We start from the raw sequence: 24030 nt of genomic DNA on the forward strand, positions 1-24030 counted from the left end.
GCCCATAAACTGAAAGAAGCGTTAAGAACGGAGGGAAGGAATTATGCCTTCAGCTTGGATCATTTGGACGGTTGCCAAAATTATATTAAGCTTTTTGCTAGGAGCGGGTGTTTATTTCATCGTCATTCAAGGCGAAGCGAAAATGAAATGGCAAGCGATAGAGGAAGTATTCTCATTTATCATCAACGTCATTTTATACATGTGGCTCGCTAAAATTTTGCTCCATTTGCAAATGTTCATTCAAGACCCGTTCGCTTTACTCGCTTATCCGAGCACGCGCCAAGCTTTTTATATCGGAGTGGCACTCGCTGTCATTCATAGCGTGTACAAAGGGTGGAAAAAAGGGGAGTTTTCGACCGCTTTATACGATGCGTTCGTCCCGATTTTTATTTTTTCTTCCTTTATATATGAGTTTATGCAACTCATTGAGCGCAAGAGCAACTACGAGCTACCGTACGTCATAACGTTAGCCGTTGTCCTTCTATATTATGTATTCATTGGAGCGAAAATGTCGGCGAGTTTGCGCAGCTATACGACTGCACTATTATGGCTCGTTGGGGTTTTCATCCTTCAGTGGATCATGCCTGTCGTTACGATGTATCAATACCGCATTACGATTCCGTTCATTGTGATCGGATTACTCGCACATGTCGGATATGGAATTATTCAGAAGAAAAGGATGTGACCTCGTTTGGAACTTACAGCAACGACGCCTTTACTGCTCGGGTTATTACTCTCGCTCGGAGCAGGTGCGTTATCATTTTTATCTCCTTGTGTACTGCCTATTTTCCCGGCTTATTTATCGTACATTACAGGAGTGAGTGTGAAAGAAATTCAAGGAGACCAAACCCCTCAAATTCGAAAAAAGATTTTAACGAACTCTGTCTTTTTCCTATTAGGTGTTTCGCTCGTCTTCATTAGTTTAGGATTCGCGGCATCACTACTAGGAGATGTCATCGGTCAATTGTTAGAAGGATCGATCGGAAAGCTCATTCAACGACTCGCCGGCATTTTACTCATCGTTATGGGACTATTCGTCGGTGGTTGGATTCAAATTAAGTTTTTAATGCAGGAAAAACGAATGCAAATGAATCCGTCGAAATCAGGTTATCTCGGTTCATTTTTCGTAGGTTTAGGATTCGCAGCAGGGTGGACGCCTTGTATCGGGCCGATTTTCGGAGGCATTTTATTTTTAGCGGCAACGAATCCGACGTATAGTATTTTATATACGGTCTTTTACGTCATCGGATTTGCGTTACCGTTTCTCGTCTTTTCATTCTTCATCGGTTCAACACGCGCGATTTTAAAACATAGTGGAACGATTATGAAAGTCGGCGGTGTCATTATGATTTTAATGGGACTCGTCTTATTCTTCGGTTGGATGCCACGCATTACGGAGTTTTTATTAGACCTTGTAGAAGATACGTGGATGAGTAAGTTAGGATAAGGAGGAAGACATTTGAGAAATATCATTATCGGCCTCGTCGTCGTATTGATGGTCGGTTGGGCGATTTTCGAGTTCACTGGTGAAAAGAGTGAAGAGAAACAACTCGCCGCACAACGAGCTGCATTGTTAAAAGAACAACAACAATTAAATGCAAAGCTAGAAGCGTTTGAAGGGTTCGGCATTAAAGTAGGCGATATGGCGCCGAACTTCGAAGTACAAGATTTAGCGACAGGGGAACAAGTGAAGTTGACGGATTACCAAGGGGAACCAGTTATTTTGAACTTCTGGGCAACGTGGTGCCCGCCATGCCGAGCGGAGATGCCGGATATGGAACAATTTTTCAAAGATACCGATGCTAATTTACTCTCTGTCAACTTAATCGAAACAGAAAAAAGTAAAGATCATGTGCCAGAATTTATCGATAGTTACGGATTGACGTTCGACGTGTTGCTCGATCACAATTCAGCAACGGCCGCAACGTACAAGATTCAACCGATTCCGACGACATTTTTCATCGATCGTGAAGGAGTCATTTCGTTTATTGCATACGGTGCGATGAACTACGATACGATGGCACAAGAATACGAAAAAATTAAGTAAAGAGAAGGGAGGCTCGTCCTCGCTTCTTTTTTATCCGAGGTGAATACATTGAAAGAGACAGTACTCGTCGTAGAAGATGATGCGATGATTCGCAACTTATTGAAAATTTATTTGGAAAAAGAACAGTACGATGTCGTTGAAGCAGTCGATGGAAAAGAAGCGCAGGAAAAATACGAGCGCGACCAACCGTGTGTCATCATTTTAGATCGGATGATGCCTCGCATGTCAGGGGAAGAGTTTTGCAAATGGTTGCGTCACGAGAAAAAAAGCGATGCGACGGTCATTATGTTATCGGCGAAAGCGCAGACGGATGACCGTATCGAAGGGCTCGATATCGGAGCGGACAACTACGTGACGAAGCCTTTTGAACCGTCCGAAATTGTCGCTTATGTGAAAGCAGGGATTCGCCGGAGCGGTTCGACGTGCAAAAAAATTGCATCGGATGAGCTCGTTTTGCATCCGAATCGTCGCGAAGTCATTTTGCGAGGGAAAGATGTGCAATTGACGAAACATGAATTTGACTTATTGTATTGCTTTATGAAAAATCCGCAAATCGTCATGACGCGCGAGCAGCTCATTGAACAAATGTATCCGTACGATGAGCGGGACGTGTTGGACCGGACAATCGATGCCCACATTAAAAAATTGCGCGAAAAAATAGAGGATATCCCATCGCAACCGAAGCGTATCGTCACAGTGCGCGGTATGGGATATAAATTTGTCCATGAGCAAGCGTAAAGCACTTTCTGTATTGTCGGGTAGCTTTCTTTGGCGCTTAACATTCGTCAATATTGCGGTTATGGCGGTAGCGCTCACCGTGAGCAGTTATACGATTTACAATACAGCGTGCATGCTCGTCGAACATCTCGGTCCGTCGGAAGCTCATCGCAATGAGTTTTTTAACGCGACCTTGTTTCAATATTTATTCATCATTACGTCGATCGGTATCATCATTAGCAGTTTACTTCAAATGCATTTCACTCGCCGCATTGCCGGTCCCATTAACGATTTAATCGAAGCGATGGAAATGGTGAAGCGCGGACTATATCCTGCGAAGCTTCAACCGAAACGTGAAAATGACGAAATCGGTCAGTTACTCTTACAATTTAACGCGCTTATGGAACAGCTCGAATCGAATGAGCAAGAGCGTAAAAAATTGACGACTGATTTATCCCACGAAATTCGGACGCCGCTTACGAACATCGCCGGTTATTTAAAAGCGATGGAGTCTGGAGTCATTGAAGGGGACGTCGCCATTTATCGCTCGCTCATCGAAGAGACGGAACGCGTGACGAAAATGGTTGAACAATTGGATGATTTAACAGCGATCGATCATTTGTCGAATGATACGATGACGCGAGAACGACTCGATATTCAACAAGAAGTAGAAAAAATGTACACATTGTTCCAAGTGAGTTTAACGAAAAATGACATTGCGTTACACATCGATGTCGAGCCGATGGAGCTTTATACATTGAAAGAAGGATTGCATCATATTTTGACGAATTTAGTCGACAATGCGATTCAATATTATGACGGTGTCGGGCCGATTACGATCACCGGAAAACGAGTGGATACGCAATACGTGCTCGCCGTTTCTGGACCAGGTCCCGTCATTAAAGAAGAACATCGCGCGCAACTGTTCAACCGCTTTTACCGAGTCGATGCGTCACGCAACGACGAAACGGGAGGGCGTGGACTCGGACTTGCGATTGCGAAAGAGATGAGTCGTAAAATGGGCGGAGATTTACAATACGTCCCGACCGAACCGACGAACACATTCGAACTGCGCATTCCGATCGAAACGAAATAAAATATATGTGCAACAATAAAACACCTTCAGCGTGAGTACTCATGAAGCACTCCGTTGAAGGTGTTTTCGTCGTTATAAAAATTTGTTGCGATATGTTCTCGTTAACGCTGTTTTCGAATCATGTCGTACTTTTGAACAGGCGTATTCACTTTCATTTTACAAATCATCATCGCATTGCGCGCGCGGTCGATTTCTTCGCCATCTTCATCCCATAGTTGTTCAACTGTTTCGTAAGAATGACGGAAGCCAGGTCCGTAAAACTCGATATCGTCGCCAATACCGAAGTTGTTACGTTGTTGAATCGTCGCGATTTGTGTTTCTTCGTCGTAGTCGAGCACTTGACCGACGAATTGGTAACGTGGAATGCGTCGTGGTTTACCGAAAAGTTGTTCGTTTTCTGTCGGTGTTCCCCAATAGAAGCCGCTCGCTAATTCACGTTGCGCCACTTTCCAAAGCTCGTCTTCCCACGCTTGGTTGAAGACGTAGTTGTCCGGGTCTGCACAATATGCATCGATCGCTGCACGGTAAACGTTTGAAACGGTCGATACGTAGTGAATCGATTTCATACGTCCTTCAATTTTTAAACTTTCGACACCGCTTTCGACGATTTCTGGAATGTGACGAATCATCGCCATATCGACAGAACTCATCGAGAAAGCTTCCAATTCTTCTTCTGAAAGTCCAGCGAGGTGTGAGTTTTTCTCGCCTGGTTCTGGCATTTCAAAAATGTCGTATTTCCAACGGCATGATTGTGAGCAACCACCGCGGTTCGCATCGCGGTCGGACATGTAGTTAGAAAGCACGCAGCGACCAGAGTAAGAAATACACATCGCACCGTGAATGAACACTTCGATTTCAACGTCTGTATGCTTTTGCATTTCGTTAATTTCATCCATTCCGACTTCACGCGCGAGCACGATACGCTCGAGTCCTTCATCTTTCCAGAAGTTCAACGTTTCGTAGTTCGTCGCTGAAGCTTGTGTCGATAAGTGAATCGGGAGTCCAGGAGCAGCGGTAGCACAAATTTCGATTAAAGCAGGGTCAGATACGATGACCGCATCGATGCCGATTTCTTTCAACGTTTGGAAAAATTCGTCCGCGCCTTCCGTATCGCCTTCGTGTGCGACGATATTTGCTGTCACGTAAATTTTTGCGCCGTATTCGTCTGCGAATGCGCGCGCTTCACGCATTTCGTCATAGCTGAAGTTTCCAGCACGACTGCGAAGTCCGTATGCTTCTCCTCCGATAAATACAGCATCTGCACCGTAAATGATCGCCATTTTTAATTTTTCTAATGTACCAGCGGGTGATAATACTTCAGGTTTTTTCGTAATGACACGCTTTGTCATAGTGGATCGTCCTTTCTTATTTTGATTCAATCGAGTCTGGATCTTTTAAGAAAAATCCTTCATCTAATGAGCGATGTGGTGGATGTAAGTCGTGAAGTTTTGCATTTAATGCATGCATTACTTCTTCAGACCATGTCCCGTTTTGGAAATGGTTGCGCGCTTCGTCGAATAATTTCACGATTGCGACGAAATTTTCACCTGGTGAAAAAATGCCGTCCAATTTCCATTGTGTTAAGCCGAGGTCGACTAATTTATCTAATTGCGTCATCAAGTTGACGTCGTCGGTTGCGAACACGTGCGTCCCGTTCATATCTTCATAAATCGAGTAATGGTTTTCTTGATTGCTTTCCGATAAGAACAGTTCACGGCTTGCCATCGATTCAGGTACTTCTTGATCGACGTAGTTGAAGTAGTTTTGAACGAGCTTTCGTTTTGATTGGTGAATACAAGTTGCGCCGTAAACGAGCGTTTCGACAGGAATGATGACATTCTCTGCGAGTTCTTGTAGTTCTTCAAACGTCAATTCGCGTGCTAAGACGCCCGCAATTGCGCCACGTTTTCCCCAAAAGTTAATTTGTGTAGAGTTCGTGACGAGCGTTTGTGCGTCGTAAATGTAGTCCAAGTTGAATTCGTTTTTTTGTAAAATACGAACTGCCCCTGGGTCCCCTGTCGTAATCGCATCTACGTGGAGACGTTCTAATTCCGTGAGATAGTCTTTTAATTTTTCGATGCGGTCATTATGGAAGAGGGCATTCACAGCGACGATAACTTTTTTATTCGCTGCATGCGCAATTTCTACGACTTGACCTATTTCTTCTAAAGAGAATGAATGGGGAAGGCGTAAACCAAATTCATCTTCTCCCACGTACACATAATCGACACCTGCGTCAATTAATTGCTTACTTTGTTCCACCGACTCGGCTGTTGCAATCAGTTCGATCATCGGTTTCACTTCCTTTCTTAAAAAAATACGTACGTTTTCTATTTTACTCCACAACGTAAAAAAACGACATACGTCATCGTATATTGTTTGGAATTGTTAACATATCGTTAGGAGACGAGCGAGTAGTAGTCGTTTCGCTCATCCCATTGCAATCTCTTCGGAGTAGAAAGTTTTTACGATTATTTCATGACGTAAAAAAACGCATAGAATCTGAGGAGATTCCATGCGTCGCGCTTCGTTTCATTTAAAGTAGTCCTTGTTCGCGTAATTTTTTCTTTTTCGTAAATCCGAGTCCCATGAAGACGAGGACTAAAATCGAAGAGATGATGATCGTCAATGGTGATTTTTCTGCGACGCCAACGCCGATTGCGCACATCGAAGATACAGCTAAAAATGAGTAAAGGACGAAAATCCAATGAATATTTTTCAAAAAAATGCCTCCTTCTGAGTATCGCTTGTTTGGATATGTAGATTCATGTGTTATAATAACACAGTTAAAGAGATGATAAAAGATAAACGGAGTTGAGAAGAGAAATGAAAGAACGTTCAGACATTAGAAACATCGCCATCATCGCTCACGTCGATCATGGTAAAACGACATTAGTCGATCAGTTGTTAAAGCAATCAGGAATCTTTAGAGAAAATGAGCATGTCGATGACCGTGCAATGGACTCAGACGACATTGAAAAAGAGCGCGGTATTACGATTTTAGCGAAAAATACAGCCGTTCATTATAAAGATACGAAAATCAATATTTTAGACACACCAGGTCACGCGGATTTTGGGGGAGAAGTAGAGCGAATCTTGCGCATGGTGGACGGTGTTATTCTCGTTGTCGATGCGTTCGAAGGATGTATGCCTCAAACTCGTTTCGTATTAAAGAAAGCGTTGGAAGCGAATCTTCAGCCGATTGTCGTCGTCAATAAAATTGACCGCGATTTCGTGCGTCCAGAAGCAGTTGTCGATGAAGTGCTTGAACTCTTTATCGAGTTAGACGCAAACGACGACCAATTAGAATTCCCAGTCGTGTACGCTTCAGGATTTAACGGTACAGCAAGTTTAGACCCAGAACCAGAAGCACAAAAAGAAACGTTGCAAGATTTGTACGATGCAATCATCGAACATATTCCAGCACCGATCGATAACAGTGAAGAACCGCTCCAGTTCCAAGTCTCATTATTAGATTACAATGATTACGTTGGACGTATCGGTATCGGACGTATTTTCCGCGGTTCGATGAAAGTTGGCGAACAAGTCGCTTTATTAAAACGTGACGGTTCAGTGAAACAGTTCCGTGTAACGAAAATGTACGGTTTCCTCGGCTTGCAGCGTATCGAAATTCAAGAAGCATTCGCGGGTGATTTAGTCGCCGTTTCCGGAATGGAAGATATCGATGTAGGGGAGACCATTTGTCCAGTCGGTCATCAAGAAGCGTTACCAGAGCTTCATATTGACGAGCCGACATTACAAATGACATTCCTCGTGAACAACAGCCCATTTGCAGGAAAAGAAGGAAAATGGATCACAGCGCGTAAAGTCGAAGAACGTCTCGAGCAACAGCTTGAAACAGACGTATCGCTCCGCGTAGAGCCGACTGCTTCACCAGATGCATGGATCGTTTCAGGACGTGGAGAGCTCCACTTATCGATTTTAATCGAAAATATGCGTCGTGAAGGATATGAACTTCAAGTATCAAAACCAGAAGTCATCATCCGTGAAATTGACGGTGTGAAATGTGAGCCGTTCGAACGCGTTCAAATCGACGTTCCGGAAGAATATTCAGGTGGCGTCATCGAGTCTCTCGGCCAACGTAAAGGAGAAATGCTCGATATGATCAATAGCGGTAACGGTCAAGTGCGTGTCGTCTTTTTAGTGCCTGCACGTGGATTGATCGGATATACGACAGAGTTTTTAACATTGACTCGCGGATACGGTATTATCAATCACACATTTGACACATATAAACCATATATTAATGCTAAAATTGGAGGAAGACGTAACGGAGCGCTCGTTTCGATGGAAAACGGTGTCGTTACAGCTTACAGTGTCATGCAGCTCGAAGATCGTGGAACGATGTTCGTAGAAGCGGGCACACCGATTTATGCAGGAATGATCGTCGGTGAAAATACACGTGAAAATGATTTAACGATCAACTTGACGAAACAAAAACATGCGACGAACGTTCGTTCAGCGACGAAAGACCAAACGGTATCGACGAAAAAACCACGTATTTTAACGTTGGAAGAAGCACTTCAATATATCGGAGACGATGAATATTGTGAAGTGACACCGGAGTCGATTCGTATGCGTAAAAAGATTTTGGACAAAAACGAACGTGAAAAGATGAAAAAGAAAAGCAAACTTGCTGAATCATAAAATGAACGTGAATGAGGAGGAGAGTGTGAGATGGAAGATGCGAAAGATTTAGAGCGCGCGTATGAACGGATGACGGGGATTTCTCGTCTCATTTATGAGAATGCTCCTGACATCGATACGGGTGGGATGATTCTATTCGTCCTAGTCTTACTATTATCTGCTTTTGTTTACAAATTAGGATTTGCGCGCAAAATTAAATGGTGGCAAAACATTATTGTATACGTGTCACTCGCATTAGGTTGTTTAATTTTGACGTTTTTAGCGATTTATTTACCAGTCGTTGAAGGATTGCTCGTCGCAGCAGCGATTTTAATTTTATATCGCGCACGCCGTATGGCAGATGATCGACGAGAAGCAGCACAATAAAAAATACGACGTATTCCTTACTGGAATGCGTCGTATTTTTATTTGTCCTTACGATGTGGACAGCGGTCATTTAAAATTGGTCTTCTGTCGTGTGAGAACTGCGATACAATTTGAAGCGACCTGTCGCGATGCGTGCTTCTGTATTTTCCGTAATACGAGTATTGCATTCATCGCATAAATAGGTGCGAATCGGTTTATTGCGCAATTTTTTAGCGGTCGTTGAAAAATCGGGTATATTATCGATTTTATCGCATAATGCACATTGTACTCTCATACCATCACCTCTATTCGATGCGGATCGCTTGCACGTGACGAATCGGGTCTTTCACGTTCGAACCGTCTGCGAATAAGACGTAAATCGGACCATCTTCACGCAACGGCTTGCCGCGCAAACTGTACTGTAAAATGACATCGTTTAAGCGGTCATATGGAATCGCTACTTCTTCGCCTGTCGTTTGCTCAAAGACAATCGTTGTTGCGTCTTCATGCGGTTCAGCATTTTTCAAAAAGTGTTTGAAATGAATGCCGAGCGTATCCTTCAATTCTTTTTTCAATGAGAATGTTTCTTCAGCTTTCAATGTTGGAGGAGCGGTAGACCCTTCCATAATCTCGCGGGACCAATGTTTTCCCATCCCTTGTAAATATTTCGTATCTTCGTCGATCTCTTCATACGTCGTATGGAAAAATTGTTCTAAATCGATGCGTCGGTCATCAAAAATCCAAACCGTTGGATCGAGCGTAATTGCAAATTGTACTTTACCTTTAATAGGTACCATGAAATTCATGATAAACCCTCCCTTTTCTCTTACTTATTTAGTATATCGTGAAAAGGAACAGAAAGAAACTCTCGAAAATAGAGAAAGAAAAATGATGAAAATCGAAAAGTTCGAATTTTCGACACAATTGAAAAGAATGAAGTCAGAAAAGAAACGAGTGAGAGATAGAAAAGCAACCCAATTACTTGCAATTTCACTGTGGTAAAGTTACAATTTACTTTGATAACAATTAACGTATTTTAACGTAATTGGGGGCGTCCTCATGGAAATAAAAGTTCAACAAACATACAGAGAAAGAGCGCTTGAGCAATTGCTTGCTGATGCAGAGAAAATCGCTCAACTCATCAAAGTGCAAATGGATCATTTAACGATGCCACAGTGCCCACTTTATGAAGAAGTGCTCGATACGCAGATGTATGGACTTTCACGAGAAATTGACTTTGCAGTGAAATTAGATTTAATCGATAGCGAAGTCGGCAAAGAGATTTTGACACGTTTAGAGCAAGAGATGAACGCTTTACACGAGTTATATATGAAAAAATAACAGCTAAACTCAAACTAGTTTTTAAGTTTGAGTTTTTTGTTTACGGATGGGCAGGAGAGCAACTTGAAGAATGTGAAGAAACTGTATCAACATTTTGATTACCCCCTCTTTATTACATATATTATTTTAGCGTTATTCGGTTTGCTTATGGTGTACAGTTCCAGCATGATTCAGGGACTTAATAAGTTTGACGATTCAACGTATTATTTCTCCAAACAGTTGAAGCATGTCATCATTGCAATACCGGTATTTTTAATAATGGCGGCAATTCCACATCGACATTATAAAGAGAAAAAAGCGATGATTGCGATGGTAGCCGTGATGTTACTTTCATTAGGCGCGGTACTGATTTTTGGGTTCGGTAAAGAGGAAGTGGGATCGAAAAGTTGGATTCGGACACCGGTCGGAAACTTCCAACCGTCAGAGTTTGCAAAAATCATTATTATCTTGTATTTTTCAAGCTTTTTTGCTAAAAAAAATGAGAAGGGTACATTAGAGCAATTTAATAAGTCAATCGGACCTCCGCTGTTTATTTTAGGTTTGACAGCAGGGCTTGTCATGTTGGAAACGGACGTTGGAGCGACGCTTATCATCGTATTTGTGGCGATGACTGTGATCTTAGCGAGCGGCTTACGCTTTAAGTCATTTTTGCGCATGATTGTGGCGATGTTCCTCGTTTTAATTCCGATGATTGGAATTTTATTGTTGTTTAAAAGACAATCGATTTTGACAGGGAGTCGTCAAGGGCGACTCATGGCTTTTATGGATCCCTTCAAATATCCAGAGGGCTCAGGATTCCAAATTATAAATAGTTTCCTCGCCATTGGAAGCGGTGGGTTAACAGGTCTCGGTCTTGGAAAGTCTGTTCAGAAGCTTGGGTATTTGCCAGAGCCACATACGGACATGATTTTTGCGGTCATTAGTGAAGAATTAGGAATATTCGGAACGACAATTGTATTGGGAGGAATTGGCTTCATTGTATTCCGTGCATTTTCACTCGGACTGAAGACGAAAAGCCCACAAGCTCGCATGTTAGCGTTCGGTTTAGGAAGTTTATTTGGCATTCAAACAGTGCTTAATATTGGCGGTTTGACGAGCGTAATTCCACTTACTGGGGTAACATTACCATTTATTAGTTATGGCGGAACGAGCTTTATTCTGTTATCTTTAGCTTTAGGGATACTGATGAATGTATCCATGTTTGTTAAAAAAGAACAAAGCGATAAGGGAGTGTAGTAATATGGCGCAACAACAAATTAAGAAAATTTTAGTAGCGAACCGTGGAGAGATCGCTATCCGAATTTTCCGTGCGTGTACGGAATTAAATATTCCGACAGTCGGGATTTACTCGGCAGAAGACCGTGGTTCATTCCACCGTTACAAAGCAGATGAATCATACTTGGTGGGAGAAGGGAAGAAGCCGATCGATGCATACTTAGATATCGAAGGCATCATCCAAATTGCGAAAGAGAGTGGCGCCAATGCCATTCACCCAGGATATGGATTTTTAGCAGAGAATGAGGAGTTCGCTCGTCGTCTCGAAGAAGAAGGAATCATTTTCATCGGACCGACTTCAAAGCATTTGAATATGTTCGGTGACAAGGTGAAAGCGCGTACGCAAGCAATCAATGCAGCCATACCTGTTATACCTGGTAGCGATGGTCCTGTATCATCGGTGGAAGAAGTGGCTCAGTTTGGAGAAGAGCACGGATATCCGATTATTATTAAAGCATCACTCGGTGGTGGCGGACGCGGAATGCGTATCGTTGAAAAAGCAGACGAAGTCGTTGAAGCTTACAACCGTGCGAAATCTGAAGCGAAGTCAGCATTCGGTTCAGACGAAGTGTACGTTGAAAAATTCGTGCAAAACCCGAAACATATCGAAGTCCAAATTATTGCGGACAAATACGGTAACGTCGTTCACTTATACGAGCGAGACTGTTCGATCCAACGCCGTCACCAAAAGGTTGTAGAAATTGCACCGTCAATTTCATTGACAGATGAAATGCGCGCAGACATTTGTAATGCAGCGGTTCACTTGATGAAAGAGATCGAATACATTAACGCAGGAACCGTCGAGTTTTTAGTTGCTGACGGCAAGTTTTACTTCATCGAAGTAAACCCACGAATTCAAGTAGAGCATACGATTACGGAGATGGTGACAGGAATCGATATCGTTCATACACAAATTCACGTAGCGAATGGTGAGCGCCTACATGAAAGCGTTGCCAAAGTTCCAGCACAACAAAATATTCCGTTATTTGGATATGCGATCCAATCACGCGTTACTACAGAGGACCCGTTAAATGACTTTATGCCTGATACAGGTCGACTTTCTGTGTACCGTTCAGGTGGAGGATTCGGAGTTCGTTTAGATGCGGGTAACGGTTTCCAAGGAGCGATCATTACACCGTATTACGATTCGTTGCTCGTAAAAGTTTCAACATGGGGAATGTCATTTGAAGAAGCAGCGACAAAAATGGACCGTAACTTGCAAGAGTTCCGTATTCGCGGAATTAAAACGAATATTCCGTTTTTAGAAAACGTCGTCCGTCATCCAGATTTCTTAACAGGAAACTACGATACGAGCTTCATCGATACGACGCCTGAGTTATTCGAATTTAAACCGCGTAAAGACCGTGGTACGAAAATTTTAAATTACCTCGGAAATATTACGGTGAATGGGTTCCCTGAAATCGGTAACGATTCAAAGCCGATCTTCCATCATCCACGTAAGCCGATTGTTGATTTGTCAGGAGCTCCTCAAGCGGGCACGAAACAAATTCTCGATGAGCGCGGTGCGGATGGACTCGTTCAATGGGTGAAAGACCAACAGAACGTGTTATTGACAGATACGACATTCCGTGACGCGCATCAGTCATTATTAGCGACACGTGTTCGTACATCAGATATGACGAATATCGCAAGTGAAGCAGCACATTTACTGCCGGATTTATTCTCATTCGAAATGTGGGGCGGCGCGACGTTTGACGTATCGTACCGTTTCTTAAAAGAAGATCCGTGGCAACGTCTTGAACGTATGCGTAAACAAATTCCGAACGTTATGTTCCAAATGTTACTGCGCGGTGCGAACGCTGTCGGGTACACGAACTACCCGGACAATGTCATCCGTGAATTCGTGCAAGAGTCAGCGCAGTCGGGCATTGACGTCTTCCGTATTTTCGATAGTTTAAACTGGATTAAAGGAATGGAAGTTGCGATTGACGAAGTTCGTCAAACGGGCAAAATTGCAGAAGCGACACTTTGCTACACAGGGGATATTTTAGATGACTCACGTGCGAAGTATACGGTGCAATATTACAAAGATATGGCGAAAGAATTAGAAGCGACAGGTGCGCACATTCTCGGATTGAAAGATATGGCTGGTTTATTAAAACCGGAAGCCGCATATCGTTTAATTTCAGAATTGAAAGACACAGTGGACATTCCAATTCACTTGCATACGCATGATACGAGCGGTAACGGTGTGTACACATATGCGCGAGCGATTGAAGCAGGTGTCGATATTGTCGATACAGCACTCGGTTCGATGGCTGGACTGACGTCGCAACCGTCAGCAAGTTCATTGTACTACGCAATTCAACACGGAGAGCGTGCGATGAACGCTAATATCGAATCACTCGAACAATTATCTTACTATTGGGAAGATATCCGCAAATATTACCAGCATTTCGAAAGCGGCATGAACAGTCCGCATTCAGAAATTTACGTGCACGAAATGCCTGGTGGCCAATATTCAAACCTTCAACAACAAGCGCGTGCGGTAGGACTTGCAGAGCGTTGGGATGAAGTGAAAGATATGTACTCACGCGTGAACTTAATGTTTGGTGACGTCGTGAAAGTAACCCCTTCATCAAAAGTTGTCGGGGACATGGCATTATTCATGGTTCAAAACGATTTAGATGAACAATCGGTCATCGAGCGTGGCGACACGATTGATTTCCCAGACTCCGTCATCGAGTTCTTCCAAGGATATTTAGGCCAGCCACATGGTGGATTCCCGAAAGAACTTCAAAAAGTCATCTTAAAAGATCGCGAACCAATTACAGTTCGTCCAGGCGAATTGTTAGAGCCAGTGGATTTTGATGCATTGGAGGAAAAAGTAGCGCCAATGTTAGAACGTCCTGTCACGAAGAAAGACGTATTAGCGTATGCACTCTATCCGAAAGTATTCGAAGAGTATGCGGCGACGTTGAAAGAGTTTGGGGACGTGTCAGTCATTGATACGCCAGAATTTTTATACGGCATGCGTTTAGGAGAAGAAATCGAAGTGACGATTCAAAAAGGAAAGACATTGATTGTCAAGCTTGTATCAGTCGGCGAACCACAATCCGATGGTACACGTGTCATCTTCTTCGAATTGAACGGTCAGCCTCGTGAAGTGATCATCCAAGACGTACACGCAGAGTCGGATACAGTGAATAAACAAAAAGCAGACCCGACAAATGATGCACATATCGGCGCGACGATGCCAGGAACGGTGTTGCAAGTGGCGACAGCGGAAGGTACTCGCGTTCGTCGAGGCGAGCATTTACTCATCACAGAAGCGATGAAGATGGAGACGACCATCCAAGCGCCATTCGATGGGGTCATTCAGAAAATTCACGTCACAGCAGGCGATTCCATCGCACCAGGTGACTTATTGATTGAAATGGAACATTAAAAATGAGCAAGGGGAGACGAGTGATCGTTTCTCCTTGTTTTTTTATAAAAAAATCCCTTTTCGAAGTTGACCTGTCGAAAAGGGATACATTTTATTGTTTTGAACGATAAAGTAATAAAATGAAATAGGTGAGTAAACCAAATAGCAATGTGACGAATAGAGAGTGGAACATCGCGATAATTAAGTTCGCTTTCGTGAAAATGACAATCGCTCCTGCGATGACTTGTAAAGTGACAAGTGTAGCAGCGATAATCCAACCCCAATATAGTACACGTTGATCTTTGTAATGTTTCACTGCATGAATCGCTGCATAGATAATCCATAGGAAAAGTAATCCTGCTGCGAGACGATGCCCCATTTGTACCCATTCTTCGAAAGAAGTGGGCATGAACGACGTTCCGCCAGAACCATCATGACAAAACGGCCATGAAGAGCAGACGAGTTCAGAATTTGTATGGCGAACGAGCGCCCCTGTATAAATGACTAAATAGGCATATACGGTAATTCCAATCGTATGGAATCGCAATGTCGATCCGAAACGTACTCCGTCTGCGTCAAACTTTTTGTCGACTTCAAAGACGATGAGTGTCAGAAGTAGGACAGCTGCGAATGAAATTAAAGAAATTCCAAAATGCAAAGCTAAGATGAAGTCCCCTTGTCCCCACAATACTTGTGCTGCTCCGATGAGCGCTTGTAAGATGAGGAAAAATACCGCCGTAATCGCTAAAAACTTCGTTTCGCGAATATGACCGAGCGCCTTCCATGACCAAACAGCGAGAAGAACGATCGCTATTCCGACGATCCCTGTCACGAGGCGATGTGAGAATTCAATCAACACTTCTGTCGTAATGACGTCAGGGATGAGCTTGCCGTTACAACCTGGCCAATGACGTCCGCAACCCATTCCGCTGTCTGTTTTCGTGACGAGTGCGCCACCGAGTAAAATAAACAACATTCCGATTGTCGAAATGAGACCGAACCATTTTAAATTTTTACTGTATCGCAAATGAGATACACCTACTTTTATAAAAAATTGTGCATTTCAACACTTCCGCACTGTCATGATGATAGCGAAAAAACAGGTAAAAAACAATGTTATTCAATTCACAAACGAATTTTCAGTTCGTTTTTCACAATTTGTTCATAAAAAAGACGTTTTAACTTCACAAAAGGGGAGGAGAAATGATTTACTATAAGTAAGTGAGGCGTATTTCGCCGTATTATCATGGAAAAACGAGAGAATTGTGAATTACTCTAGAAATTTTCTCGAATTTTCGTTATAGTGAAGTATAGTAGTAAGCTTTTAAGATAACTTTGAAAGGAGGGTTACTATGTCAAATGGGCGTGCGATTTCACAAAATGTCAAAAGAGAAGTTGAAACGAAGTCATTTGTGAAAGAATTTTTAGCACTCATTAAAATCGGAATTGTGAACTCCAATTTAATTACGACGTTCACAGGCCTATTTCTGGCATTTCAATTCACCAACAAAAGTTTTCTTCACAGTTTAGACTTACTCGTATTAACGTTGTTAGGTACGGCGCTAATCATAGCGGGATCGGCTGCGATGAATAACTGGATTGACCGTGATATCGATCCGTTGATGACACGTACGAAAGAGCGTCCGACGGTAACAGGACGTTTTGACGGAAAAGCAGTCTTCACCATCGCGATGGTGCTTATTATAGCGGGAGAGTTATTTCTCTTCTCTATTAATAACGTCGCAGGATGGCTTGGGGTTGCAGGAGTTGTCAGTTATGTGGTCATTTATTCGATGTGGTCGAAGCGCAAGCACGTGAGCAACACAGTAGTCGGAAGCTTCTCAGGGGCTATCCCACCGCTCATCGGTTGGGTAGCAGTTGAACCGACGCTAGGATTTGGTGCTTGGGCACTGTTTCTCATCATGTTCGCATGGCAACCACCGCATTTCTATGCGCTAGCAATGCGTAGAACGGAAGAGTACAGAGCAGCGAGCATTCCAATGTTACCAGTCGTGAAAGGATTTAAACGAACGAAAATTTCCATTCTCGGATGGATTTTGTTGTTGTTCCCATTACCGTTCTTATTAAAAGAGCTCGGGATCGGATTTATCCTGCTCGCGACATTACTCAATATCGGTTGGCTCATATTGTCGGTGAGAGGCTTCAAAGCGAAAGATGATATGAAATGGGCGACAGGGATGTTCGTCTATTCCATTAACTACATGACGATTTTATTCGTTTCGATGATCATCTTCTCGATCTTCATTTAACTACGGAATTCTTTCTGATATGTAGAATTCATCATAAAAGAGGTTAGTAGTCCTCATAACTTATTATTTTATTTGGAAAGAGAGGTATTCATAAGCGATGAAAAAAGGACTTAAAAAGTGGCGTCTCTTTTCACTTTTAACGGTGCTCGCGATTTTCTTAGCAGGATGTGGTCAAGAAGAGATTTCTACACTCATGCCAGCAGGACAAGTCGGACGTGACCAATTTAACTTATTAATGATTGCAGCAGCAATTATGTTATCGGTTATTTTCGTAGTCGTCACAATTTATACAATTGCACTCGTGAAATTTAGACGTTCAAAATTAGGGGAAGATCATATCCCAGAACAGACAGAAGGAAGTCATTTCCTCGAGATGGTCTGGACGGTTATCCCAATTATTCTCGTATTGATCTTCGCGGTTGTTACAGTTTATTACACGTATAAGTTAGGTGACGTTTCAGCGATGGGTGCAACGGATGAGGAAGGTAATCCAGAGAACTTAGTCGTAGACGTTACAGCAAAATTATACTGGTGGGAATTTGAATACAAAGACCTCGGTATTATCACTGCACAAGAATTAGTAGTACCAACAGATGAGAAAGTATACTTCAATTTAATTGCAGCTGACGTAAAACACTCATTCTGGATTCCAGCAGTCGGTGGTAAATTAGATACGAACGTCGAAAACGTGAACAAGTTCTACTTAGTATTCGAAAAAGAATCAAAAGATTTACGCGACGGTGTATTCTACGGTAAATGTGCTGAGCTTTGCGGACCGTCACACGCATTGATGGACTTCAAAGTAAAATCACTTCCACGTGCTGAATTCGACGAGTGGGTTGTAGCGATGCAAAACACAGCAGACGAAAAACCAGTAGCGAACCAAAAAGGTGAAGAAGTATTCGTACAGAGCGGATGTATCGGATGTCACGCGACGGACGCAACAGCAGTTCAAGGTGGCGTAAAACAATCAGGTACACAAGGTCCAAACTTAGCGACATTCGGTGATCGTAACCGTGTTGCAGGGTTCATGCCACATGATGCAGAGAACTTAGAAGACTGGATCCGCGATACACAAAAGAACAAACCAGGTAACAAAATGCCATCATACGGCGAAGACCAAATTTCGAATGACGAAATGGACGCTTTAGTCGAGTACTTGATGGGTCTTAAAGTAGAAGAAAAATAATGACTAGAATTTTGGATAGGAGGTAACAACGTGAGTTCAGTTGCTCAAAAGAAAGGCTTTGGCGCAGCAGTATGGGACTGGATGACGACAGTCGACCATAAGAAAATCGGTATTCTTTATCTCCTCGGGGGAGCGTTCTTCTTCGTACTCGGTGGTATTGAAGCGCTCTTCATTCGTTGGCAATTACTTACTCCGCAAAACGATTTCGTAACAGCGGGTATGTTCAACGACTTAATTACGATGCACGGTACGACGATGATTTTCTTAGCTGCTATGCCGATATTATTCGGATTTATGAACGCGATTGTTCCGCTTCAAATTGGAGCGCGTGACGTTGCATTCCCATTTATTAACTCATTAGGTTTTTGGATGTTCATGCTCGGAGGTATTTTCCTTAACTTATCTTGGTTATTCGGTGAGGTTCCTGATGCTGGATGGACTTCATACGCATCACTTTCACTCGTATCACCAGGACACGGTATTGACTTCTATGCATTAGGGTTACAAATTGCAGGTGCTGGTACGTTAATGGCAGGTATTAACTTCTTAGTTACGATCATTAACATGCGTGCACCAGGTATGACTTACATGCGTATGCCATTATTCACATGGACTACGTTTATCGCATCAGCGATGATTTTATTCGCTTTCCCACCATTAACAGTAGGTCTTTTCTTCTTAACATTTGACCGTATGTTCGGTGGACAATTCTTCAACCACTTAATGGGTGGTAACACGATCATTTGGGAGCATATCTTCTGGATCTTCGGTCACCCTGAAGTTTACATTTTAATTTTACCAGCATTCGGTATTTTCTCTGAGATCTTCTCAACGTTTGCTCGTAAACGTCTTTTCGGATACCCATCAATGGTATTCGCAACAGTATTAATCGGTTTCTTAGGATTCATGGTTTGGGCTCACCATATGTTCACGGTAGGCCTTGGACCAACAGCGAACGCGATCTTCGCGGTAGCGACAATGGCAATTGCAGTTCCTACGGGAGTTAAGATCTTCAACTGGCTCTTAACGATGTGGGGCGGTAGCATTAAAGTAACGACACCAATGCTTTACGCATTAGGTTTCATTCCATCATTCGTTATGGGTGGGGTAACAGGTGTTATGCAGGGTTCTGCACCACTTGACTACCAATTACATGACTCTTACTTTATCGTAGCTCACTTCCACTACGTAATCGTCGGTGGGGTAGTGCTCGCAATCTTAGCTGGTACACATTACTGGTGGCCAAAAATGTTCGGTACAATGTTAAACGAAACACTTGGAAAGATCACATTCGTGTTCTTCTTCATCGGTTTCCACATGACATTCTTAATTCAACACTGGTTAGGATTCTGGGGAATGCCACGTCGTGTTTGGACATATATGCCGAACCAAGGTTGGGACTTAGCAAACATGATCTCAACAATCGGTGCTATTTCAATGGGTATCGGTGTCATCATTCTCGTGTTTAACGCGATTATGGCAACAATTAAAAATGAGCGTGTCGGTAACGACCCATGGGGAGACGGACGTACGCTTGAGTGGGCGATTCCTTCACCACCACCATTCTACAACTTCCCACAAACGCCACTCGTGCGTGGATTGGATTCAGTTTGGTTAGAAAAAATGGATGGGAACGAATCAGGATTCTTACCTGCAGAGCCAGTGAAAGATATCCACATGCCTTACGGATCAATTCTTCCGTTCATTATGACATTAGGTTTATTCATCGCAGGTTTCGGTGCGATGTTCCGTTTAGAACATGCTTGGGGCTTACCAGTTCTCGTAGGTGGTTTAGTCGTAACATTCTTCGCGATGGCAGCTCGTTCTGTACGCGATGACTTAGGCTTCTACGTAACGAAAGAAGAAGTACTTCAGACGGAAAAAGAAATTGCGCAGAGGGGGCATAATTAAATGGATGTTTTAAATCACAAGTTCACCCCTGAAACTTGGCCGGAGCACCCAGAACGTGCTACACTTGAGGCGAAAAACAAGTTTGTTGGTTTCTGGTTATTCTTAGGCGGAGAGACAATTTTATTCGCAACATTATTCGCAACGTATTTAGCGCTTCGTAACAGCGGTCCAGACGGATTCGAACATACGACGCAAAGCTTATATGACTTGAAATTAGTTCTCGTCATGACACTTTTACTTTTAACATCTTCATTAACGAGTGTTTACGCGGTTTACCATATGCGTAACTTCAACTTCAAGAAGATGCAAATTTGGATGTCAATTACAGCACTTCTCGGTACAGGCTTCTTAATGGTAGAAGTTTACGAGTTCGTGCACTACGTTGGCTTAGGCTTCACATTTGGTAGTTCAGCGTTCGCGTCAGCATTCTTCACATTAGTCGGTACACACGGACTTCACGTTGCTGTAGGTCTCGTATGGATCACATTGTTAATCTGGCGTAACGCGAAACGTGGATTGAACCTTTACAACGCTACGAAGTACTATACATTCTCATTGTACTGGCACTTCATCGACGTCGTGTGGGTGTTCATCTTCACGGTAGTATACTTGATGGGAGTGATTGGTTAAAATGGCTGAAATTCAAGTTACGAAACGTACTCCAGCGCAACAACAACTCAATCGCAAACGCGGTAAAGAAGGTATGCGCAATCAAATTATGATGTTCTCTTTAATGATTTTCTTGACGCTCTGCTCATTCGGTATGGTCGTTGCGTACCAAAATGATGTACTCGGCATGTCAGGATACTTCGTATTACCAATGGTTCTTTTAATCGCAGCAGTTTTAGTAGGATTACAATTTTACTACTTCATGCATATGGCGGAAGAAGAACACGGGATTCCACAGTTCTTCATGTATACAGGCATGATTTTAGGTGGACTCGTACCACTTGCAATGCTTACAATCGTTTGGTGGTAATCGAATGAAAACAGTCACTTCCTCGTGAAGTGACTGTTTTTTATTTTACGAATCGATGTAAATGTGAAACGTGAACAAAATAAGAACAAAAGAAGGAACTTCATAAAAAAATGAAATGAAAGTGAAACGTACGCTTGAGTTCGATTTTTTTTAGCCGTATAATGAAAAGAGATTGATAAAAAAGGGGCGAACTACATGCTACCGTTAAGTATTTTTGGAGCGACAGCACTTTGGAGTCCATATTTTGCATTATCGCTCGTCATTTTAACTGTTTTTTATTTTTTACTCACCGTAAAATGGCGGGATCGTTTTGAAGGTTCGGAACCTTTAAAAGCGAGAGAACGTAACTACTTCATCGCATCGATGATTTTACTTTATATCGTAAAAGGTTCTCCGATGGATTTGCTAGGACATATTTTATTTTCCGTTCATATGGCGCAAATGGCATTATTGTTATTAATTGTAGCACCATTTATGATGATTGGGATTCCGAACTGGATGTGGCGCAAAGTTTTTGCGATTACACCACTTGCGAAATTCATTAATGTAATGACGAAGCCGATTGTGGCTTTGCTCGTTTTCAGTTTGATGTTCTCGTTATACCACTATCCAATCGTGTTAGATACAGTGAAACTAAATGTCTTTTTACACGCTGGATTTACGCTTACAATTTTCATTTCCGCACTATTTTTATGGTGGCCATTAATTAACACATTAGAAGGTCAACCACAATTGCACGGATTGAAAAAAATCGGTTATGTCATTTTAAGTGCCTTGCTTATTACACCAGCATGTACATTGATCATTTTCGTAGACGTACCTGTCTATGAAACGTATATGACAGGAGAAGCATGGTTACAAGCGATGGCGCTTTGTGTACCCGCTGGAACATTGGCATCACTTCCACCTTCGATTACAGGGCCACAACTGTTCACAAGTATGCCAGCCTTGTATGATCAACAGCTCGGTGGAATCATTATGAAAATTATGCAAGAACTCATTTACGTCGTCGTCATCGGAAAAATCTTTATCACATGGTATCGTGACGAACAGAAAAACGCAGATGTGATTACACAGCGTGAAATTGACGAACGGAAAAAGCGTGAGGAATTGTATCATATTAATTAAATAAAGGAGCATGTGACATGCAAGATGTACCATTATTGCCTACGATCAGTACATTTTTCATCGTACTTTCCGCAATACTCGTTGCGATCGGTTGGGTGCTCATTGCGAAGCGCAATATCGAAGCGCATAAAAAAACGATGATGGCTGCAGCCGTTGCGGCAATCTTATTCTTTACGATTTATATTTCCCGTACTGTTTTTGTAGGGAACACTGCATTTGGTGGACCCGATCATTTGAAAATTTACTATACCGTTTTCTTAGTATTCCACATTATTTTAGCGACGACGAGTGCAGTATTTGGAATCATCACACTGTACTCGGGGTGGACAAATAATTTAACGCGTCACCGTAAGCTAGGGCCTTTCACAAGCATCATTTGGTTCTTTACTGCCATTACAGGTGTCGCTGTATACTTACTTCTCTACGTTTTCTATAAAGGCGGAGAAACGACATCTGTCATTAAAGCGATTTTAGGCTTTTAAATAAAATTCCTCTCAGGATGATACGACGAACTGAGAGGGATTTTTTTGTATAAAAAAAGCCTCGGCACGAAGGCGGAGACTTTAAATTTTAAAGTTCGTTCGAATGATGCCAGCTTCTCGTGCTGTCGTAAATAAAATGACGACGAATGGTCCGATGAAGAAGCCGAGAAAGCCGAATAGTTTCAGTCCGATAAACATCGCAATCAATGTCGGAAGTGGCGAGAGACCGATTTGAGATCCCATCACTTTCGGTTCGACTGTACGACGGATGACGAGTAAAATAATTGCTAAAATCGCAAGTTGCGTGCCGAGCGCTGCATCTCCTGTAATGAATGCGTAAATGGACCACGGTGCTAACACGATGATTGACCCGAGAATTGGAATGACGTCGATGATCCAAATCACGAGCGACATGACGACAGCGTATTTCGGAATAATCAGAAGCAAGCCGACGAATGTAACGGCTAAAATAATTAAACTGACGAGCAATTGTGCTTTCATAAAACCGATGACGACTTTATTTAATCGTGCCGTCATATAGCGCACTTTTTGTGACGTTTCATCTTTTAAATGACGGAATACCATTTCTTTTAACTGTGGGAGTTCCAACATGAATAAAAAGAGGGCGATCATAAAGACGATGAAGCTGACGAGAAAATTTGGAATTTCTGCGGCAATTGCTGTTAATTTATCATAGCTTAATAAGTTGATTAACGAGTCGCGCAATGAAATAATAAAGTTGTTCAGCTCGACTTGAATCGCTTTGACAAATTCATCAGGCATCCCTGCTGAAAATTTAAAGAAACGGTCTTGTGTCTCGTTCCAGGCGAGGATGAGTGAGTTAATATGAGCGGGCGCATCTTTCACAAAATTGATAATCCGTGCAATTAAACTCGTCACAGTGAAATAAATCGCTAAAATAATGATTGAAATGACGAAAATATAAACAGAAATAACAGAAACTTTGCGAGAAATTTGAATGCGTGTTTCAACAAATCGTACGAGTGGTTCAATGAGCATCGCCATGAGTAAAGCTAAAATGATTGGAATTGAAACAGGCACGATAAAATATAAACTAATGGCGATCGCAATAATCGAAAGTGTGATGAGCACATTTCGTTTTGTTAAAATTTTCGACAACGTGAACCCCTCCGTGAATGGTAATCTCCTATTATTATAACGGAGTCTATTTCA

At 42.5% G+C, this 24030-nt stretch carries 24 protein-coding genes; 17 read left to right on the forward strand and 7 right to left on the reverse strand.

The window, feature by feature from the left end:
• Positions 1-43 precede the first annotated feature (43 nt).
• The 5 genes from IRY55_RS00480 to IRY55_RS00500 are packed head-to-tail and all read left to right on the forward strand — an operon-like array spanning position 44 to position 3860.
• Positions 44-685 (forward strand): hypothetical protein, encoded by a 642-nt coding sequence (locus IRY55_RS00480; RefSeq protein WP_194561298.1) that lies wholly within the window; start codon positions 44-46, stop codon positions 683-685.
• A 6-nt stretch (positions 686-691) separates the two neighbouring features.
• Positions 692-1447: a cytochrome c biogenesis CcdA family protein gene (locus IRY55_RS00485; RefSeq protein WP_194561299.1), complete on the forward strand. Its 756-nt coding sequence runs from the start codon at positions 692-694 to the stop codon at positions 1445-1447.
• A gap of 12 nt (positions 1448-1459) precedes the next feature.
• Positions 1460-2047 carry a redoxin domain-containing protein gene (locus tag IRY55_RS00490; RefSeq protein WP_194561300.1) on the forward strand — a complete coding sequence of 196 codons (588 nt, stop codon included), beginning with the start codon at positions 1460-1462 and terminating at the stop codon, positions 2045-2047.
• A gap of 48 nt (positions 2048-2095) precedes the next feature.
• On the forward strand, positions 2096-2785 hold the full coding sequence (locus IRY55_RS00495) for a response regulator transcription factor (RefSeq protein ID WP_194561301.1): 690 nt from the start codon (positions 2096-2098) through the stop codon (positions 2783-2785).
• Entirely contained in the window at positions 2772-3860 is a 1089-nt protein-coding gene (locus tag IRY55_RS00500; RefSeq protein ID WP_194561302.1) for a HAMP domain-containing sensor histidine kinase, read from the forward strand. The genes IRY55_RS00495 and IRY55_RS00500 overlap by 14 nt, the downstream gene beginning before the upstream one ends.
• A gap of 101 nt (positions 3861-3961) precedes the next feature.
• On the opposite strand, the gene IRY55_RS00505 is transcribed toward IRY55_RS00500, so the two are convergent.
• The 3 genes from IRY55_RS00505 to IRY55_RS00515 form a co-directional block, all read right to left on the reverse strand.
• Positions 3962-5209, reverse strand: a complete 1248-nt coding sequence (locus tag IRY55_RS00505) for a peptidase U32 family protein (protein ID WP_194561303.1) — start codon at positions 5207-5209, stop codon at positions 3962-3964.
• 16 nt (positions 5210-5225) lie between these two features.
• The gene (locus tag IRY55_RS00510) at positions 5226-6152 is read right to left on the reverse strand and encodes a peptidase U32 family protein (protein WP_194561304.1); all 927 of its coding nucleotides are present in this window, start codon (positions 6150-6152) and stop codon (positions 5226-5228) included.
• Between the two features lie 244 nt (positions 6153-6396).
• Positions 6397-6582: a YlaF family protein gene (locus tag IRY55_RS00515; RefSeq protein ID WP_194561305.1), complete on the reverse strand. Its 186-nt coding sequence runs from the start codon at positions 6580-6582 to the stop codon at positions 6397-6399.
• A gap of 104 nt (positions 6583-6686) precedes the next feature.
• Here IRY55_RS00515 and typA point away from each other — a divergent pair, with 104 nt between their 5' ends.
• Positions 6687-8528 carry a translational GTPase TypA gene (typA, locus tag IRY55_RS00520; RefSeq protein WP_194561306.1) on the forward strand — a complete coding sequence of 614 codons (1842 nt, stop codon included), beginning with the start codon at positions 6687-6689 and terminating at the stop codon, positions 8526-8528.
• A 30-nt stretch (positions 8529-8558) separates the two neighbouring features.
• Entirely contained in the window at positions 8559-8894 is a 336-nt protein-coding gene (locus IRY55_RS00525) for a YlaH-like family protein (protein ID WP_235960993.1), read from the forward strand.
• 70 nt (positions 8895-8964) lie between these two features.
• Here the strand turns inward: IRY55_RS00525 and IRY55_RS00530 are convergent, their stop codons facing one another.
• Together IRY55_RS00530 and IRY55_RS00535 are read right to left on the reverse strand one after the other, a co-directional pair.
• Positions 8965-9168: a YlaI family protein gene (locus tag IRY55_RS00530; protein ID WP_194561307.1), complete on the reverse strand. Its 204-nt coding sequence runs from the start codon at positions 9166-9168 to the stop codon at positions 8965-8967.
• Positions 9169-9178: 10 nt separating this feature from the next.
• Positions 9179-9679 (reverse strand): molybdopterin-binding protein, encoded by a 501-nt coding sequence (locus IRY55_RS00535; protein WP_194561308.1) that lies wholly within the window; start codon positions 9677-9679, stop codon positions 9179-9181.
• Positions 9680-9932: 253 nt separating this feature from the next.
• Here IRY55_RS00535 and IRY55_RS00540 point away from each other — a divergent pair, with 253 nt between their 5' ends.
• The 3 genes from IRY55_RS00540 (at position 9933) to pyc (ending at position 14898) form a co-directional block, all read left to right on the forward strand.
• Positions 9933-10214, forward strand: a complete 282-nt coding sequence (locus tag IRY55_RS00540) for a YlaN family protein (RefSeq protein ID WP_194561309.1) — start codon at positions 9933-9935, stop codon at positions 10212-10214.
• A gap of 72 nt (positions 10215-10286) precedes the next feature.
• Positions 10287-11450: an FtsW/RodA/SpoVE family cell cycle protein gene (locus tag IRY55_RS00545; RefSeq protein WP_328799624.1), complete on the forward strand. Its 1164-nt coding sequence runs from the start codon at positions 10287-10289 to the stop codon at positions 11448-11450.
• 4 nt (positions 11451-11454) lie between these two features.
• The gene (gene pyc, locus IRY55_RS00550; RefSeq protein ID WP_194561311.1) at positions 11455-14898 is read left to right on the forward strand and encodes a pyruvate carboxylase; all 3444 of its coding nucleotides are present in this window, start codon (positions 11455-11457) and stop codon (positions 14896-14898) included.
• Positions 14899-14989: 91 nt separating this feature from the next.
• Here the strand turns inward: pyc and IRY55_RS00555 are convergent, their stop codons facing one another.
• Positions 14990-15904, reverse strand: a complete 915-nt coding sequence (locus IRY55_RS00555) for a COX15/CtaA family protein (protein WP_194561312.1) — start codon at positions 15902-15904, stop codon at positions 14990-14992.
• A 325-nt stretch (positions 15905-16229) separates the two neighbouring features.
• Between IRY55_RS00555 and cyoE the strand changes: the two genes are divergently transcribed.
• The 7 genes from cyoE (at position 16230) to IRY55_RS00590 (ending at position 22836) form a co-directional block, all read left to right on the forward strand.
• Positions 16230-17147, forward strand: coding sequence for a heme o synthase (gene cyoE / locus IRY55_RS00560; protein ID WP_194561313.1), 918 nt, complete (start codon positions 16230-16232; stop codon positions 17145-17147).
• A gap of 97 nt (positions 17148-17244) precedes the next feature.
• Entirely contained in the window at positions 17245-18336 is a 1092-nt protein-coding gene (coxB, locus tag IRY55_RS00565; protein ID WP_194561314.1) for a cytochrome c oxidase subunit II, read from the forward strand.
• A gap of 30 nt (positions 18337-18366) precedes the next feature.
• Positions 18367-20247 (forward strand): cytochrome c oxidase subunit I, encoded by a 1881-nt coding sequence (gene ctaD, locus IRY55_RS00570; RefSeq protein WP_194561315.1) that lies wholly within the window; start codon positions 18367-18369, stop codon positions 20245-20247.
• The gene (locus IRY55_RS00575; RefSeq protein ID WP_194561316.1) at positions 20248-20877 is read left to right on the forward strand and encodes a cytochrome c oxidase subunit 3; all 630 of its coding nucleotides are present in this window, start codon (positions 20248-20250) and stop codon (positions 20875-20877) included. It begins immediately after the preceding gene.
• A gap of 1 nt (position 20878) precedes the next feature.
• Positions 20879-21226 (forward strand): cytochrome C oxidase subunit IV family protein, encoded by a 348-nt coding sequence (locus tag IRY55_RS00580; RefSeq protein WP_194561317.1) that lies wholly within the window; start codon positions 20879-20881, stop codon positions 21224-21226.
• 195 nt (positions 21227-21421) lie between these two features.
• Positions 21422-22354, forward strand: coding sequence for a cytochrome c oxidase assembly factor CtaG (gene ctaG / locus IRY55_RS00585; protein ID WP_194561318.1), 933 nt, complete (start codon positions 21422-21424; stop codon positions 22352-22354).
• Between the two features lie 17 nt (positions 22355-22371).
• Positions 22372-22836 (forward strand): DUF420 domain-containing protein, encoded by a 465-nt coding sequence (locus tag IRY55_RS00590; RefSeq protein WP_194561319.1) that lies wholly within the window; start codon positions 22372-22374, stop codon positions 22834-22836.
• A gap of 81 nt (positions 22837-22917) precedes the next feature.
• Here IRY55_RS00590 and ytvI read toward each other — a convergent pair whose 3' ends face one another.
• Positions 22918-23976, reverse strand: coding sequence for a sporulation integral membrane protein YtvI (gene ytvI / locus IRY55_RS00595; protein ID WP_194561320.1), 1059 nt, complete (start codon positions 23974-23976; stop codon positions 22918-22920).
• Positions 23977-24030: the final 54 nt, after the last annotated feature.

The sequence above is a fragment of the Savagea serpentis genome (assembly GCF_015351395.1).
Classification (GTDB): domain Bacteria; phylum Bacillota; class Bacilli; order Bacillales_A; family Planococcaceae; genus Savagea; species Savagea serpentis.